This window comes from Streptomyces sp. MA5143a (assembly GCF_900290235.1).
Classification (GTDB): Bacteria; Actinomycetota; Actinomycetes; order Streptomycetales; family Streptomycetaceae; genus Streptomyces.
In genome coordinates this window covers 63,872-77,972 of the sequence record NZ_OLMK01000034.1, presented here as the reverse complement: position 1 = coordinate 77,972, position 14,101 = coordinate 63,872, and the positions used below count along the sequence as shown (strand labels likewise).

Genomic DNA, 14,101 nt, shown 5'->3' with positions numbered 1-14,101 from the left:
CCGCCATGCCCATCCACCCCAGGGAATCCGACCCGGCCGTGCCGGACCCGGTCGACCTGGCTCCGGAGGGCGCCGTACGTCCTCCTCGAGGGGATCTTCCGCGCTCGGGCACGCCGGCCGGGACGGGGCCCGACACGGACGAGGAACCCGGCCCCGACGCGGCCGGCGGCCCCGCCCCGTCCGAGGACGAGCACACGGCCGAGCTCAAGGAACTTGAGGACCACTGGCGGCGCGCGCTCGCCGACCTCGACAACCTCCGCAAGCGCCACGCCAGGGAACTGGAGCGGGAGCGGACGGTCGAGCGGTCCCGCACAGCCGCGGCCTTCCTGCCCGTCGTGGACAACCTCGAACTCGCCCTGACCCATGCGGGATCCGACCCCGGCGCGATCGCGGAGGGCATCCGGGCGGTCCGTGACCAGGCGGTGAACGTCCTCGAACTGCTCGGCTACCCGCGACACGCGGAGACCGGCGTCGCCTTCGACCCGGCCCGGCACGAGGTGGTCGGTGTCGTCCAGGACCCCGACGCCCCACCGGGCACGGTCGTCGACGTGCTCCGCCCGGGCTACGGGGACGGTGAACGGCAGCTCAGGCCCGCCGCCGTGACGGTCGCGAAGCGGGAGTGACCGGTCATGGGACAGGACTTCTACGAGGTACTGGGCGTGTCACGGACCGCGAGCCAGGACGAGATCCAGCAGGCGTATCGCAGACTCGCCCGCAAGTACCACCCCGACGTCAACAAGGACCCGGGGGCGGAGGAACGCTTCAAGGACCTCAACGAGGCATACAGCGTCCTGGCGGACCCCAAGACTCGGGCCCGCTACGACCGCTTCGGCGAGGACTTCCGGAAGGTCCCCGAGGACTGGGAGGAGCGGGTCGGTGCCGGAACCGACGGCGGCTTCCGCGCTCGGAGGACCGCGGGCGCGGGCGGCCCCCGTGTCCGGTACACCGGCTTCGGCGACGACTTCGCAGCGGAGGGCGTCGACATCGAGGACCTGCTCGGCTCGCTCTTCGGAGCAGGCGCCGCCCCCGGCGGTGTACCGGGAGCCGACCAGGAGGCGGAGCTGCCGCTCACCGTCGAGGAGGCGTACAAGGGCGGCCGCCGAAGCGTCACGCTCGCCGGCCCCACCGGGCAGCCGCGACGGTACGAGGTCGACGTACCGCCCGGCGTCACCGACGGGCAGCGCGTCCGCCTGGCGGGCGAGGGCGGACGGGGCAGTGGTGCCGCCGCCGCGGGGGATCTGTATCTGCGGGTGCGTATCCCACCGCACCCTCGGTTCCGGCTGGACGGCCGGGACGTGTACGTGCAGCTTCCGGTCACCCCCTGGGAGGCCACGCTGGGCGCGACGGTTCCGGTGCCCACCCCGGGCGGCTCCACGGCCAAGGTCACGGTGCCCGCAGGCTCGTCAAGTGGCCGGCGACTGCGACTGCGCGGCGAGGGCATGCCGAACCCGCGCGGTGCCGACGGCAACCTCTACGCCGAACTCCGCGTCATGGTGCCGCCCAAGCTCAGCGACCGGGAACGCGAGCTGTTCGAGGAGCTCGCCGCCACCTCTTCGTACGACCCCAGGAGGCCGAGATGAGCGACCGACCCTCAAGGGCTGCGACCGGCGGCCGGACCGCCCGGGCCGAGGCGGGCGGGCGTCCCGTACGGACGAGCGCCGGCTCCACGGCCGTGCGGTACGCGCTCGTCCCCGTGCCCAGGCTTTCCCTGGACACCGTGGCCCGCCGCGCCGGCGTCCATCCCGACCTGGTCCGCCGGTTCGTCGCCCTGGGCCTGGTCGACGCCGAGCGCGACGCCGCGGGGCGCCTGGTGTTCGACTCCGCGGCCCCGGCAGTTCTCGCCCGCGTTCAGCGGCTGCGCTCGGGTCTGTGTCTCAACTACGCATCCATCGGTCTGGTGCTCGATCTGCTGGACCGCATCAGCCTGCTCGAAGCCGCACTGCGCCGCGCCGGTACGAGGAGTGACATACCGCCATGGACATGAACCGTCTCACCCAGAAGTCACAGGAAGCCCTCCAGGAGGCGCAGACCGCCGCCGTCCGTATGGGCCAGACCGAGGTCGACGGTGAGCATCTGCTGCTCGCTCTCCTCGACCAGGAGAACGGCCTGATCCCGCGGCTGCTGCAACAGACGGGCAGGGAGCCCGAGGAACTCCGTGCGGCTGTGCGTGAGGAGATTTCCCGTCGGCCCAAGGTGACCGGCCCGGGTGCGGCGCCGGGCCAGGTGTTCGTCACCCAGCGCCTGTCCCGGCTGCTGGACGCGGCCGAGCGGGAGGCCAAACGCCTCAAGGACGAGTACGTCTCAGTGGAGCACCTCCTGCTCGCCCTGGCCGAGGAGGGCTCGTCCACCGCCGCCGGACGGCTCCTCAAGGAGCACGGCATCACCCGGGACTCGTTCCTGAGCGCGCTCACCCAGATCCGCGGCAACCAGCGCGTGACCTCGGCCAACCCCGAAGTGGCGTACGAGGCCCTGGAGAAGTACGGCCGTGACCTGGTCGCCGAGGCCAGGGACGGCAAACTCGACCCGGTCATCGGCCGGGACGCCGAGATCCGCCGCGTCACCCAGATCCTCAGCCGCAAGACCAAGAACAACCCCGTCCTCATCGGCGACCCCGGCGTCGGCAAGACCGCCATAGTCGAGGGCCTGGCCCAGCGCATCGTCCGGGGCGACGTGCCCGAAGGGCTGCGCGACAAGACCGTGTTCGCACTCGACATGGGCTCGCTGGTGGCCGGAGCCAAGTACCGGGGCGAGTTCGAGGAACGCCTCAAGGCCGTGCTGTCCGAGGTGAAGGCAGCCCAGGGGCACATCCTGCTCTTCGTCGACGAACTCCACACCGTCGTCGGCGCGGGCGCCGCCGAAGGAGCCATGGACGCGGGCAACATGCTCAAGCCGATGCTCGCCCGCGGCGAACTCCACATGATCGGCGCCACCACCCTCGACGAGTACCGCAAGCACATCGAGAAGGACGCCGCCCTCGAACGCCGCTTCCAGCAGGTCCTGGTCGACGAGCCGAGCGTGGAGGACACCATCTCCATCCTGCGCGGACTGCGCGAACGCCTGGAAATCTTCCACGGCGTGAAGATCCAGGACACCGCACTGGTCTCCGCGGCCACCCTCAGCCACCGCTACATCACCGACCGGTTCCTGCCCGACAAGGCCATCGACCTCATCGACGAGGCATGCGCCCGGCTGCGTACGGAGATCGACTCGATGCCCGCCGAACTCGACGAGATCACCCGCCGCGTCACCCGCCTGGAGATCGAGGAGGCCGCCCTCTCCAAGGAGACCGACCCCGCGAGCAGGACACGCCTCGAGGAACTGCGCAAGGAACTCGCCGACCTGCGCGGCGAGGCCGACGCCAAACACGCCCAGTGGGAGGCCGAACGGCAGGCCATCCGCCGCGTGCAGGAACTGCGCCAGGAACTGGAACAGGTCCGCCACGAGGCGGAGGAGGCCGAACGCGCCTACGACCTCAACCGCGCCGCCGAACTCCGCTACGGCCGCCTCCAGGACGTGGAACGCCGGCTGAAGGCCGAGGAGGAGCAACTGGTCGCCAAGCAGGGGCAGAACCGGCTGCTGCGCGAGGTCGTCACCGAGGAGGAGATCGCCGAGATCGTCGCCGCCTGGACCGGCGTTCCCGTCGCCCGCCTCCAGGAGGGCGAACGCGAGAAGCTGCTCCGCCTCGACGAGATCCTGCGCGAGCGCGTCATCGGCCAGGACGAGCCCGTCAAGCTCGTCGCCGACGCCATCATCCGCGCCCGCTCCGGCATCCGCGACCCTCGCCGGCCCATCGGCTCGTTCATCTTCCTCGGCCCCACCGGCGTCGGGAAGACCGAACTGGCCAAGACCCTCGCGGCGGCCCTGTTCGACTCCGAGGAGAACATGGTCCGCCTCGACATGAGCGAGTACCAGGAGCGGCACACCGTCAGCCGGCTGATGGGGGCCCCGCCCGGATACGTCGGCTACGAGGAGGGCGGTCAGCTCACCGAGGCCGTACGCCGCAAGCCGTACTCGGTCGTGCTGTTCGACGAGATCGAGAAGGCGCACACCGATGTCTTCAACACCCTGCTCCAGATCCTCGACGACGGCCGCATCACCGACGCCCAGGGCCGCACCGTCGACTTCCGCAACACCGTGATCATCATGACGTCCAACATCGGTTCCGTGCACCTCCTCGACGGCGCCACCGCCGAGGGCGAGATCAAGCCGGACGCCCGCGCCCTGGTCATGGGCGAGCTGCGCGGGCACTTCCGCCCGGAGTTCCTCAACCGCGTCGACGACATCGTGCTGTTCAAGCCGCTCGGTGAGCCTCAGATCGAGCGGATCGTGGAGCTGCAGTTCGACGAACTGCGCCGTCGCCTCGCCGAGCGCCGCATCACCGTCGAACTCACCGAGGCTGCCCGTGAGTTGATCGCCCACCAGGGCTACGACCCGGTGTACGGGGCCCGGCCGCTGCGGCGTTACATCTCCCACGAGGTCGAGACCCTGGTCGGGCGCGCCCTGCTGCGCGGCGACGTCCAGGACGGCGCGACGGTCCGCGTCGACGCCGAGCACGGCGAGCTGGTGGTCAGCTACGACGAGCCCGAGGAGGAGAAGGGGGCGAGAGCGGCATGAGCACTGTTCAGGCCACCAACGTCACCTGCCCGCACTGCGGGCGCACCAACCGGGTACCCGTGGCCGCCGAGGGCCGCCCCACCTGCGGCAACTGCGAACAGCCGCTGCCGTGGACGGCCGACGCGGGCGACGACGACTTCACCGAGGTCGTCGAGCAGGCCACCGTGCCCGTCGTCGTCGACCTGTGGGCCACCTGGTGCGGACCCTGCCGCATGGTGAGCCCCGCGCTGGAGAAGGTCGCCACCGATCTCGCGGGAAAGATCAAACTGGTCAAGGTCGACATCGACAAGAACCCACGCCTGGCGCAGCGGTTCGAGGTCCAGGCGGTACCGACACTGTTGGTCCTCGACAACGGACAGACCATCGCCCGGCAAGCGGGCGCCGCACCCGCCCCAGCCCTGCGGCGGTGGGTGGAGCAGTCGATCGCGGGCCGCGAACCGGCCCGTCCGCCCGCCGGGAAAGGGTGATCAGCCATGACCGTACGAACCGACCCCCACCTCGCGCTCGTCCGGCCGGTCCAGCCGCGTACCCCCGAAGGGTGCCAGGAGTGTCTGCTGCTCGGCTCCCCGTGGGTCCACCTGAGGCTCTGCCTGACCTGCGGCCACGTCGGCTGCTGCGATTCCTCGCCGAACCGGCACGCGCGCCGTCACGCCGCCGCCGACGGCCACCCGATCGCCGCGTCGCTGGAGCCCGGCGAGGACTGGCGGTGGTGCTTCGTCCACGAGGCGTTCGTGTGATGTCCGGCGACGGGACACGGCCGAGCGCAGCGCAGGTGCCGGACCAGACGGACGAGACGCAGGAGAGCGTCCCCCTCGAGACCGCCGACCTCTACGGCGCCTATCCCCGCCTGTCGGAGGACCAGATCGACCGCCTGGCGCAGCGTGGTCGGCGGCGCGAAGTCGACGCCGGCGACGTGCTGATCCGGGAGGGGGAGCGGTGCGAGACGTTCTACGTCGTCCTCAGCGGCTCGGTCGCCGTCGTCGAGGACTACGGCACGCCCGACGAACGTCTGCTGCGCGTGCACGGCCCCGGCCGCTTCATCGGCGAACTCGGCCTCCTGAACGGGCAGGTGGCCTTCTACACCGCCACGGTCAGGGACCCCGGTGAGGTCCTCGCTCTGTCCATGGAGCAACTGCGTGACCTGGTGGCCCGGGACTCCGTCCTCGGCGATCTGGTGCTGCGCGCCTGCCTGGGCCGCCGTGCCCTGCTCGTCGGGCAGGGCGCCGGTTTCCGCATCGTCGGCTCGCGCTATTCGCCCGACACCCGGCGGCTGCGTGAGTTCGCCGCCCGCAACCGGCTGCCGTACCGCTGGATCGATCTGGAGACGGACGAGGAGGCCGAGGCGCTGCTGCGCCGCTTCGGCGTCGACCCGGAGGAGACACCGCTCGTCATCTGGCGGGACACCACTCTGCTGCGCAACCCCAGCAACGCGGAACTGGCCCGGCTCATCGGCCTGCCCTCGCTGCCCGCGGGAAACCATCACGGCGATCTCCTGATCGTCGGCTCCGGACCCGCCGGCCTCGCCGCCGCGGTGAACGCCGCCTCGGAAGGTCTCAGTACGACCCTGGTCGAGGCGATGGCCACCGGCGGCCAGGCCGGGACGTCGTCCCGCATCGAGAATCTGCTCGGCTTCCCCTCCGGCATCTCCGGCGCCGAACTCACCGACCGCGCCGTGCTCCAGGCCGACAAGTTCGGCGCCCGGATCAGCGTCCCGGTGGAGGCGGCCCGTCTCGAACCGCGGGACGGCCACTACGCCGTCGGGTTCGCCGACGGCAGCGAGATCACCGCCCGCACCGTCGTCCTGGCCACCGGCGCCCGCTACCGTCGCCTCCATGTGCCCGGCATCGAACGCCTGGAGGGAACGAGCGTCCACTACTCGGCGACGGTCTACGAGGCCCAGCAGTGCCGCACCGACCCGGTGGCCGTCGTCGGGGGCGGCAACTCCGCGGGCCAGGCCGTACTCTTCCTGGCCGGGTACGCACCGCAGGTGTATCTGCTCGTCCGTGGGCCGAGTCTTGAGGCACACATGTCGCGCTACCTGATCGATCAGGTCGAGCGCCACCCGCGAGTGCGGGTGCTGCTGCGCACCGAGGTGACCGAGGCACTCGGCGACAAGGTGCTGGAGGCGGTCACCGTGGTCGACCACCGTACGGGCGAGCATCGGCAGCTCGCGGTGCGGGCCCTGTTCGTCTTCACCGGCGCCGACCCCCACACCGAGTGGTTGTCGGGCGCTCTCGCCCTCGACGCGCGCGGCTTCGTGCTCACCGGCACGGAGGCGCAGGCCCGCTCCGTTGCCGAAGTCTGGCAGAGCCAGGGCCGCGACTGTCTGACGCTGGAGACCAGCCTCCCTGGCGTCTTCGCCGCCGGCGACGTCCGCAGCGGCTCGGTGAAACGCGTGGCCTCCGCGGTCGGCGAAGGCGCGATGAGCATCCACTTCGTGCACCGCTACCTGGGCCACACGGCCGCGCCCGGCGGCACCGACAGCTCCCCGCACACCCGTCGGAAGGAGTCCGCTTGGCTCGCATGACCGGAGAAGGAGAAGCAGGCGATGGGGGAGTGACTACGCCCGTCCTTCGCGGATGGCGGACGCGCTCGTGGACCGGTGGGAGCAGACCGTGTGACCGCCTGCACCCGCAGGCGGGGGCAGGCGTGACGCGCGGCATCGACGTTACCTCGGCGGAGTCTGTGGGCACTCGGGAGCGGCGGGGCAGCCGGTGAGGAGGGTCCAGCAATGCAGGTGTCCTCTCAAGGCGTCACGGTCGTGGCTCTCCTGGCGGATCCGGACACGCCTACGGAAATCGCGCAGCGCATGGCCCGGACACTTTCTGCTCGGCTCGCCGACAAGTCGGGCCAGGGGCGACGGTTCGACGTCGAGGTGGTCAGTGAGCCCTTCACCGCCGGGGCGGAAGACCCGCCCACCTTGATGCGCCAGATCATGGACCGTGGGAGTGCGGAGAACTGGGACATCGTCGTGGCCCTCACCGATCTCCCACTGCACGCACACGGGCGCAGGCTCGCTGTGAACCTGAATCACGAACACGGCTTGGCGCTGCTCTCTCTTCCTTCACTGGGAGGCCTGCGGCTGCAGACGAGGGCCCGGCGGGCCGTCGAAGAAGCCGTGCTTGACATCTCGGGTCCGTCAACCACTGGTGCTGAAGGACCTTCACGAGGTCAGCCGCTTCCGGGGCCCTCCGGCAAGCGGCTCGCGCCTGTTCATCCGGGCCGAACCGGCGAGGAGGAGACCGACGATCTTCGGTACGTCGTCGGCGGACCGCGCGGTTACCTGCGAGTGCTCGCCGGGATGGTCCGCGCCAACCGGCCGTGGCGGTTGGTGCCGGGCTTGTCGAAAGCCCTGGCGGCCGCGCTCGCCACCGGGGCAGTCGCCACCGTGAACTCCACCGTCTGGAGCCTGGCCGCGTTCCTCAGCACGCCACGCCTTGTGATCGCCACCGTCGGATCTGTCGCGATCATGATCGGCTGGCTGATCATAGACGCGGAGCTGTGGCATCGATCAGCGGAGAGCTCGCCGGAGGCGAGGCAGAGAGCGCGGCTCTACAACGCCTCGACGGTCGCGACCGTGGGTATCGGGGTGCTCGTCTGCTACGTGGGTTTGATGCTCATCAACTGGGTGTGGGCGCTGTTCATCCTCAACGACCAAGTGTTCGCCTCCATGACGCGAACCCCACTGCACGCCGAGGAGTACGTGACGCTGGCCTGGTTCGTCGCTTCGGTCGCCACGGTGGGCGGCGCACTGGGATCAGGCTTGGAGAGCGACGAGGCGATCCGGGCGGCCGCCTACTCCAAGCGCGAACAGGAACGTCGCCGCAAGCTTCAGAACGGCCGAGATGACTAAAGGGTGTTGCCCGGCGACGCGGCCGGGGCGTACCGCAGGGCGTCCAGCGACATGGCCCCAGTTGGGCGTTCAGCCGGGCCGGCCGAGTGTTGCCGCCGGACGCAGGTTCTCCTCGAGTTTTTCGGCCATGGCCGCGCCGGCCAATGCCCGCCCCAGTCGAGGTGCCTGTTTGAAGAGGTTGTGCCCGGCTACGAAAAGGATTCTGTCGGCTTCCCAGACCGCTAGGCCGTCTTCGCTCCACGGCAGGCTTGTCACCCAGCAGTGCAGGTGCTCGACGGGCTCGGGGTCGAGGCGGGGCAATGCGTGGGAGACATACGCGCTGGCGCGGTCGCTGAGTGCCGCCAGCGCTTCGGGGTCCACGACACTGCCGTCCTCCCGCACCTCGACCGCTTGGCTGAGGCCCACCGCATATCGGCTGTTGCCCGGGTAGGGGGCTGCGTAGACGCCGACCTCCCCGAAGTCGCCGCTGCTGTCCTGCAGACAGGCGACCCGTTCCGGGGGTGCTCCCCTGACCTGGAAGGTGAGGCGGACGTGGGCCGCCGACCGTATGGGGAGCGAAAGCCCCACGTTGCGCGCCAGTCGGGCGGCGCCCAAGCCCGCGCACACCACGACGCTCGCGTACTCTTCGCGGCCGACGGTGCTGAGCACCTCCACCGTGCCGCGGCCCGTGGGACGCAGCGAGAGGACCTCGTCGGTGACCACGGAGTCACCCAGTGCGTCGGCCAGGCACTGGACCGCGACCCGGGCGCGGATGGCACCGCCGTCCTCATCGAGCATCGCGGGCCCGCGGTAGTCCGCGAGCAGCGGCATGCCGGCCTGAAGCTCGTCGCTGTCCACGGTCCGGGCCCGTATGCCGCCGGCATCCCGCAGAATGCGAAGTCTCCCAGGAACGGGATCGCCCAGGGCGACCACGCCATCCTGGGAGATCAGTTCGGCGCCGAACCGGTCGGCCCACTCGTCCCAGACGGCGCGGCCCTGCCGGGTGAATTCAACCAGGCGGGCGTCGTCGTGCGCGTGACGGAATATGCGGGACTCGCCACCGGATTGCCCGTTGCCTGGAAGGCCGCTTTCGTAGACCCGCGCCATCGTTCCGCGTTCGGCCAGTGCATAGGCGGTGCAGAGTCCGACGATGCCGGCTCCTATCACGGCCACCTCGGGAACCCGGTCCATTTGATCGCCTCATTTCGCGTCCCCGAGACTTCCCCTACGGAGCAGGGGTCGGGTCATCTGTCGCCGCCGCGAACCGGTGGGTGACTGGACCCGATGGGCGGCGCTGCCAGGCTCTACGCGATACGGCGGCGGAACCGCCTCTTCTCCAGCGTCACACCGGTCTGAAATAAGTCAAGCGGCCACCTCGGATGGCGGCCCTGATTCCAGGGGAGTGGCACGGGTTGTGGTCAGGAGCTGACGATGCGGCGCACATTGTCGACGGCGCCGCAGCCTTCCTTCAGCTGACGCTCGCGCTCTTCCACAAAAGCCGCGCCCAGTTCCTCGCGGCGCTCCATGGCCACGTTCTCGCGCGCCCCGTTGAGGATGGTGCGCTCCTCCTCGTCGGCGTGGTGGGTGACGGCCTGAACGAGATCTTCCAGCTTCTCGTCCCACTCCGGGGAGCCGACCTCGTCGACTTCCAGCAGTTCCAGGAGTGCCTTGTTGCCCTCCTCGTGCTCCTCCTCGCCGTGTTCCACCTCTTCGTCGTCGATCTTCTTGTAGCGCTTGAGCGCGGGATAGACCTTCGCCTCTTCCGCCAGCGCGTGCGCGATCAGCAGATCGGAGAATTCCCGCAAAGCGGCGGCCCGGTCGGCTTCGACGCTGCGCATCAGGCGAAAGAGCTCCTCCATCTTCCGGTGGTCCTGAAGAATGAGTTCAACGACGTCTCGTGTCTCTGCCATGGGAAGAGGCCTCACTTTCGTGCGGGGGGACCTTGCCGAGTTCCTGCTACCCCGTCCACTGGTGTTCAGCAGGATTGTCTGCATCAAGATTTTCCTGATTGATGTGCGTGTGCTCGTTTCGCGTCGAGGGTCGACGGGGACCCGTGCGGCACGCCGCCGGTACTCCGTATCGCAAGCCGTCGGCCGCGCCGTTGCACCTGATCCGGGTGGACGACCCGTAGAGGCATGTCGGAGCCACGGACCGCGTCCCGCACCCCCCTCGTTCAATGCTCGGGAGTGAGGCATTTCGCGCCGTCTCCATCGCCGCCGTGGTGCGGTCGTGCCGCGACATCAAGGGATTTCAATCATGAAGGCAGCGGTATACGAAGGACCGCGAACGGTCACGGTGAAGGACGTACCGGACGCGAAGATCGAGCATCCCTGCGACATCATCGTCAAGATCACCACCACCAACATCTGCGGTTCGGACCTGCACATGTACGAGGGCCGTACCTCGTTCGAGTCCGGCCGCACGCTGGGGCACGAGAACATGGGCCAGGTCGTGGAGGTCGGCCCGGCCGTGCGCAAGGTCCAGGTCGGCGAGTACGTGGTCCTGCCCTTCAACATCGCCTGCGGCTTCTGCAAGCAGTGCGAGCAGGGGCTGACCAACTACTGCCTGACCATGCAGCCGGAACCGGCCCTGGCCGGAGCCGCCTACGGCTTCGCCGACATGGGCCCCTACCAGGGTGGCCAGGCGGAGCTGCTGCGTGTGCCCTACGGCGACTTCAACGCGCTGCGCCTGGGCGAGGACGCCGCCGAGCGCCAGACCGACTACGTGATGCTCGCCGACATCTTCCCCACCGGCTACCACGCCACCGAGATGGCCAACGTCAAACCGGGCGACCAGACGATCGTCTTCGGGGCCGGCCCCGTCGGGCTGATGGCGGCCTACTCCGCGCTCCTCAAGGGCGCCGGGCGTGTCTGGGTGGCCGACCACCAGCCCGACCGGCTGAGCAAGGCGGAGGAGATCGGGGCCATCCCGATCAACACCGCCGAGCAGGACCCGGCGGAGGTCGTCAAGGAAGCCACCCTCGGCCTCGGCGCCGACAACGGGTGCGAATGCGTCGGCTACCAGGCCCACGACCACGAGGGAGACGAGGACGCCAGCCTCACCCTCAACGGCCTGATCGACTCGGTCAGGTTCACGGGCGACATCGGAGTGGTGGGCGTGTTCCTGCCCCAGGACCCCGGCGGCGAAGAGGCGCAGGGAGAGCTGGAGGCACAGGGCAAGGTACCGATCGACTTCGGGACGATGTGGTTCAAGGGCCAGCACATGGGGACCGGCCAGGCCCCGGTGAAGAAGTACAACCGGGCGCTGCGGGACCTGATCGCCGCCGAGAAGGCGACGCCGAGCTTCATCGTCTCCCACGAGCTCAGCCTGGACGAGGCCCCCACCGCCTACGAGCACTTCGACGCCCGCGACGAGGGCTGGACCAAGGTGGTCCTGCATCCCAACGGCCACGGCAACGGCAGCAAGCGATAGGAACCCAGGGACCGCAGCCCGTCTGCTCCCCGGACCGGTCCGGGTGACGGGTGTCAGTCACCCGGACTCCGCCAGTGGCTGAACCAGCGGCGATCACCGCACGAGTGTGTGACGGCACGACGGCACCCCGGGCGGAGCCTGCCCGCCCGGGGTGCGCATGGCCTGCCAAGCGTGTCGCCCCCTGGGACACCGCTCGCTGTAGCGGTCAGACGACCATCCACTGGTGGTTGGCGCTGGCGGCGCAGGTCGACTGGTCCAGGGCCGCGCCGTTGTCGCCGGACGCCCCGGCGACCTCCAGGCACTTGCCGCTGCGGACGTTGGTCAAGGTGACGTAGCCGCCGATCACCGGTGTCTTCTTCCACAACTGGTGCGAGGCACCGGTGCACGTCGACTGGACGACCGCCGCGCCGTCGGCGGTGGAGGCACCGGAGACCTGGAGGCACTTACCGCTGTTGACGTTGACCAGTTGGTAGTCGCGGCCCACCGGCGTCGACACCCACTGCTGGTTGGCGCCGGAGTTGCAGTTCCCGGAGTTGACCGACGCGTCGTCCGCCGTACTCAGGTACCAGACGTCCGCGCACTTGCCGCTGCTGCGGTTCAGCAGATGGTTGTTGGCGGCACCGCGAGGACCGGCGATGACGGGCCATCCGCCCGCGAAGGTCACCCGGCGGAGGTCGAGGGTCTCCTGCCCGGCGTTGTCGCCGTCGTAGTAGTGGTAGGCGAGATAGTCGGACCTGCCGTCTTCGAACGCGTCGGCGCCACCCGCGGCGACCTTGGGGTACGCGCCGGTGAGGACGGTGGTTCCGCCGTTGGACAGCATGTCCGTGCCGCTCTGGTCCAGGTAGGGGCCGGTGATGCTGGTGGACCGCCCCACCACGGTGTAGTAGGTGCTGTTCACCCCGCTGCAGCACCACCCCTTGGAACCGAAGAGGTAGTAGTAGCCGCCGTTGTGGATGATGGTGGGGTTCTCGATGTTGATGGCGACGTGCCGGAGCTTGTTGTCAGTGCCGGACAACTTGCCGGTGCGAGGGTTCAGGGCGTGCATGTAGGTGCCGCTGCCGGTCCAGGAGCCCCAGGAGATGTACAGCCGGCCGTGGGGCCCCTTCTCGACGTTGGGGTCGATCGGGTAGTTGACGTCCGTGACCATGCCCTGGTCGGTCCACGGGCCTTCGATGTGCCTGGCGGTGGCCAGGCCCATCACCGCGTAGTTCGTCCCCCATCGCGAACCGGCGTAGTACAGGTGGTACTTGCCGTTGAAGTACGCGATGTCGGGGGCCCAGATGTTCGGCGGAGTCGCGCCGAGCTTGCTGCTGATCCACGACGGGGTCGTCTCCCAGACGTTGCCCACCTTCGCCCAGCCCGTCGCGGCGGTGCGGGCGCATGTCCTGCGGATGGTGATGGATCCGCTGGGGTTGAGCGGGTCCTTCTCGAACCCGGTGGAGAATCCGTAGTAGCAGTGTCCCACCTTGATGACACTCGGGTCGTGCATCCGGACGTCACCGCTGAGTGCCTTTGCCGGGCCGGCGGTGACCAGACCCATGACGACCAAGAGGGTGGCCAGGATCGCGGCAAGGGTGGGAGGGACACAACGTCTGCGGATCTCGGGGTATGCGCCTGCGGCGCGCCGGCTTGTCATTCGAGACTCCTTCGTGTCGCTGATGCATGGGCGCGACCGCGCGGCGGGTGTCCGGTCGCCGCCTCGCGCGTCCACAGCTCGATGCGGACCCGACACGTCCCTGTCTCCCCACCCCGCCCTGGGGGCGCCGAGGCCGGCTGTCATGGCTTCGCGGCTTCCTCGGCGGTGTGAGAGGACGGCGGGCGGGTTTGGCTGCGTGAGGGCCGACCATGTGCTCCCGCGCGGAACCGGAGCACATGGTCAGGCCTGTGCATGGCCGGTACGGCTGTGGGGAGGTCGCCGCGTGGGCCAGCATTCCAGAGCCGAAGCGCGGATTGATACGCTTCAATCGCTTCAGCGGTGTGAGGCTGGCACTGTCCGGTCCGCACGTCAAGGGCTCCCGCAGCATCCTGCGGACAGCAGCAAGTCCGGTGCGTGCCGCCGCTCCTGTGGCGAGGCTCGTGGAGTGGGCGCTGCCCCGGAGACTGACAGCTCGCGAGCACACCAGTCAAAACCCCGCGAGCCGGGCATATGGGCTCGCATCCAGCGAGTTCCGGGGTGTGAGTCACCTACAGACGTTGGAGCGCTTTAACGCCAGCGTGTATCCT

Annotated in this window: 12 protein-coding genes; 9 read left to right on the top strand and 3 right to left on the bottom strand. The window is 69.5% G+C overall.

The window, feature by feature from the left end; all coding sequences use genetic code 11:
* Positions 1 to 5: 5 nt before the first annotated feature.
* From SMA5143A_RS16900 to SMA5143A_RS16865, 8 genes are all read left to right on the top strand, one after another.
* On the top strand, positions 6 to 623 hold the full coding sequence (locus SMA5143A_RS16900) for a nucleotide exchange factor GrpE (RefSeq protein ID WP_107463744.1): 618 nt from the start codon (positions 6 to 8) through the stop codon (positions 621 to 623).
* A 6-nt stretch (positions 624 to 629) separates the two neighbouring features.
* The gene (locus tag SMA5143A_RS16895) at positions 630 to 1,580 is read left to right on the top strand and encodes a DnaJ C-terminal domain-containing protein (protein WP_107463743.1); all 951 of its coding nucleotides are present in this window, start codon (positions 630 to 632) and stop codon (positions 1,578 to 1,580) included.
* Positions 1,577 to 1,984 (top strand): chaperone modulator CbpM, encoded by a 408-nt coding sequence (locus SMA5143A_RS16890; RefSeq protein ID WP_107463742.1) that lies wholly within the window; start codon positions 1,577 to 1,579, stop codon positions 1,982 to 1,984. Before SMA5143A_RS16895 ends, SMA5143A_RS16890 begins: the two co-directional genes overlap by 4 nt.
* A complete protein-coding gene (gene clpB, locus SMA5143A_RS16885; protein WP_107463741.1) occupies positions 1,975 to 4,614 on the top strand; it encodes an ATP-dependent chaperone ClpB in 2,640 nt (879 codons plus the stop codon). The genes SMA5143A_RS16890 and clpB overlap by 10 nt, the downstream gene beginning before the upstream one ends.
* Positions 4,611 to 5,081 (top strand): thioredoxin, encoded by a 471-nt coding sequence (trxA, locus tag SMA5143A_RS16880; RefSeq protein WP_107463740.1) that lies wholly within the window; start codon positions 4,611 to 4,613, stop codon positions 5,079 to 5,081. The genes clpB and trxA overlap by 4 nt, the downstream gene beginning before the upstream one ends.
* Positions 5,082 to 5,087: 6 nt before the next feature.
* Entirely contained in the window at positions 5,088 to 5,351 is a 264-nt protein-coding gene (locus SMA5143A_RS16875; protein WP_107463739.1) for a UBP-type zinc finger domain-containing protein, read from the top strand.
* Positions 5,351 to 7,141, top strand: coding sequence for an FAD-dependent oxidoreductase (locus SMA5143A_RS16870; RefSeq protein ID WP_107463738.1), 1,791 nt, complete (start codon positions 5,351 to 5,353; stop codon positions 7,139 to 7,141). Before SMA5143A_RS16875 ends, SMA5143A_RS16870 begins: the two co-directional genes overlap by 1 nt.
* A gap of 204 nt (positions 7,142 to 7,345) precedes the next feature.
* On the top strand, positions 7,346 to 8,467 hold the full coding sequence (locus SMA5143A_RS16865; RefSeq protein WP_181361891.1) for a hypothetical protein: 1,122 nt from the start codon (positions 7,346 to 7,348) through the stop codon (positions 8,465 to 8,467).
* Between the two features lie 69 nt (positions 8,468 to 8,536).
* Here the strand turns inward: SMA5143A_RS16865 and SMA5143A_RS16860 are convergent, their stop codons facing one another.
* Both SMA5143A_RS16860 and SMA5143A_RS16855 read right to left on the bottom strand, forming a co-directional pair.
* The gene (locus SMA5143A_RS16860) at positions 8,537 to 9,637 is read right to left on the bottom strand and encodes an NAD(P)/FAD-dependent oxidoreductase (protein WP_107463737.1); all 1,101 of its coding nucleotides are present in this window, start codon (positions 9,635 to 9,637) and stop codon (positions 8,537 to 8,539) included.
* Positions 9,638 to 9,864: 227 nt separating this feature from the next.
* Positions 9,865 to 10,356 carry a hemerythrin domain-containing protein gene (locus SMA5143A_RS16855; protein ID WP_107463736.1) on the bottom strand — a complete coding sequence of 164 codons (492 nt, stop codon included), beginning with the start codon at positions 10,354 to 10,356 and terminating at the stop codon, positions 9,865 to 9,867.
* A 346-nt stretch (positions 10,357 to 10,702) separates the two neighbouring features.
* On the opposite strand from SMA5143A_RS16855, the gene SMA5143A_RS16850 reads away from it, so the two are divergent.
* Complete coding sequence (locus tag SMA5143A_RS16850) at positions 10,703 to 11,878, top strand: glutathione-independent formaldehyde dehydrogenase (protein WP_107463735.1); 1,176 nt, start codon at positions 10,703 to 10,705, stop codon at positions 11,876 to 11,878.
* Between the two features lie 205 nt (positions 11,879 to 12,083).
* Here SMA5143A_RS16850 and SMA5143A_RS16845 read toward each other — a convergent pair whose 3' ends face one another.
* Positions 12,084 to 13,514, bottom strand: a complete 1,431-nt coding sequence (locus tag SMA5143A_RS16845) for a family 43 glycosylhydrolase (protein ID WP_107463734.1) — start codon at positions 13,512 to 13,514, stop codon at positions 12,084 to 12,086.
* Positions 13,515 to 14,101 lie beyond the last annotated feature (587 nt).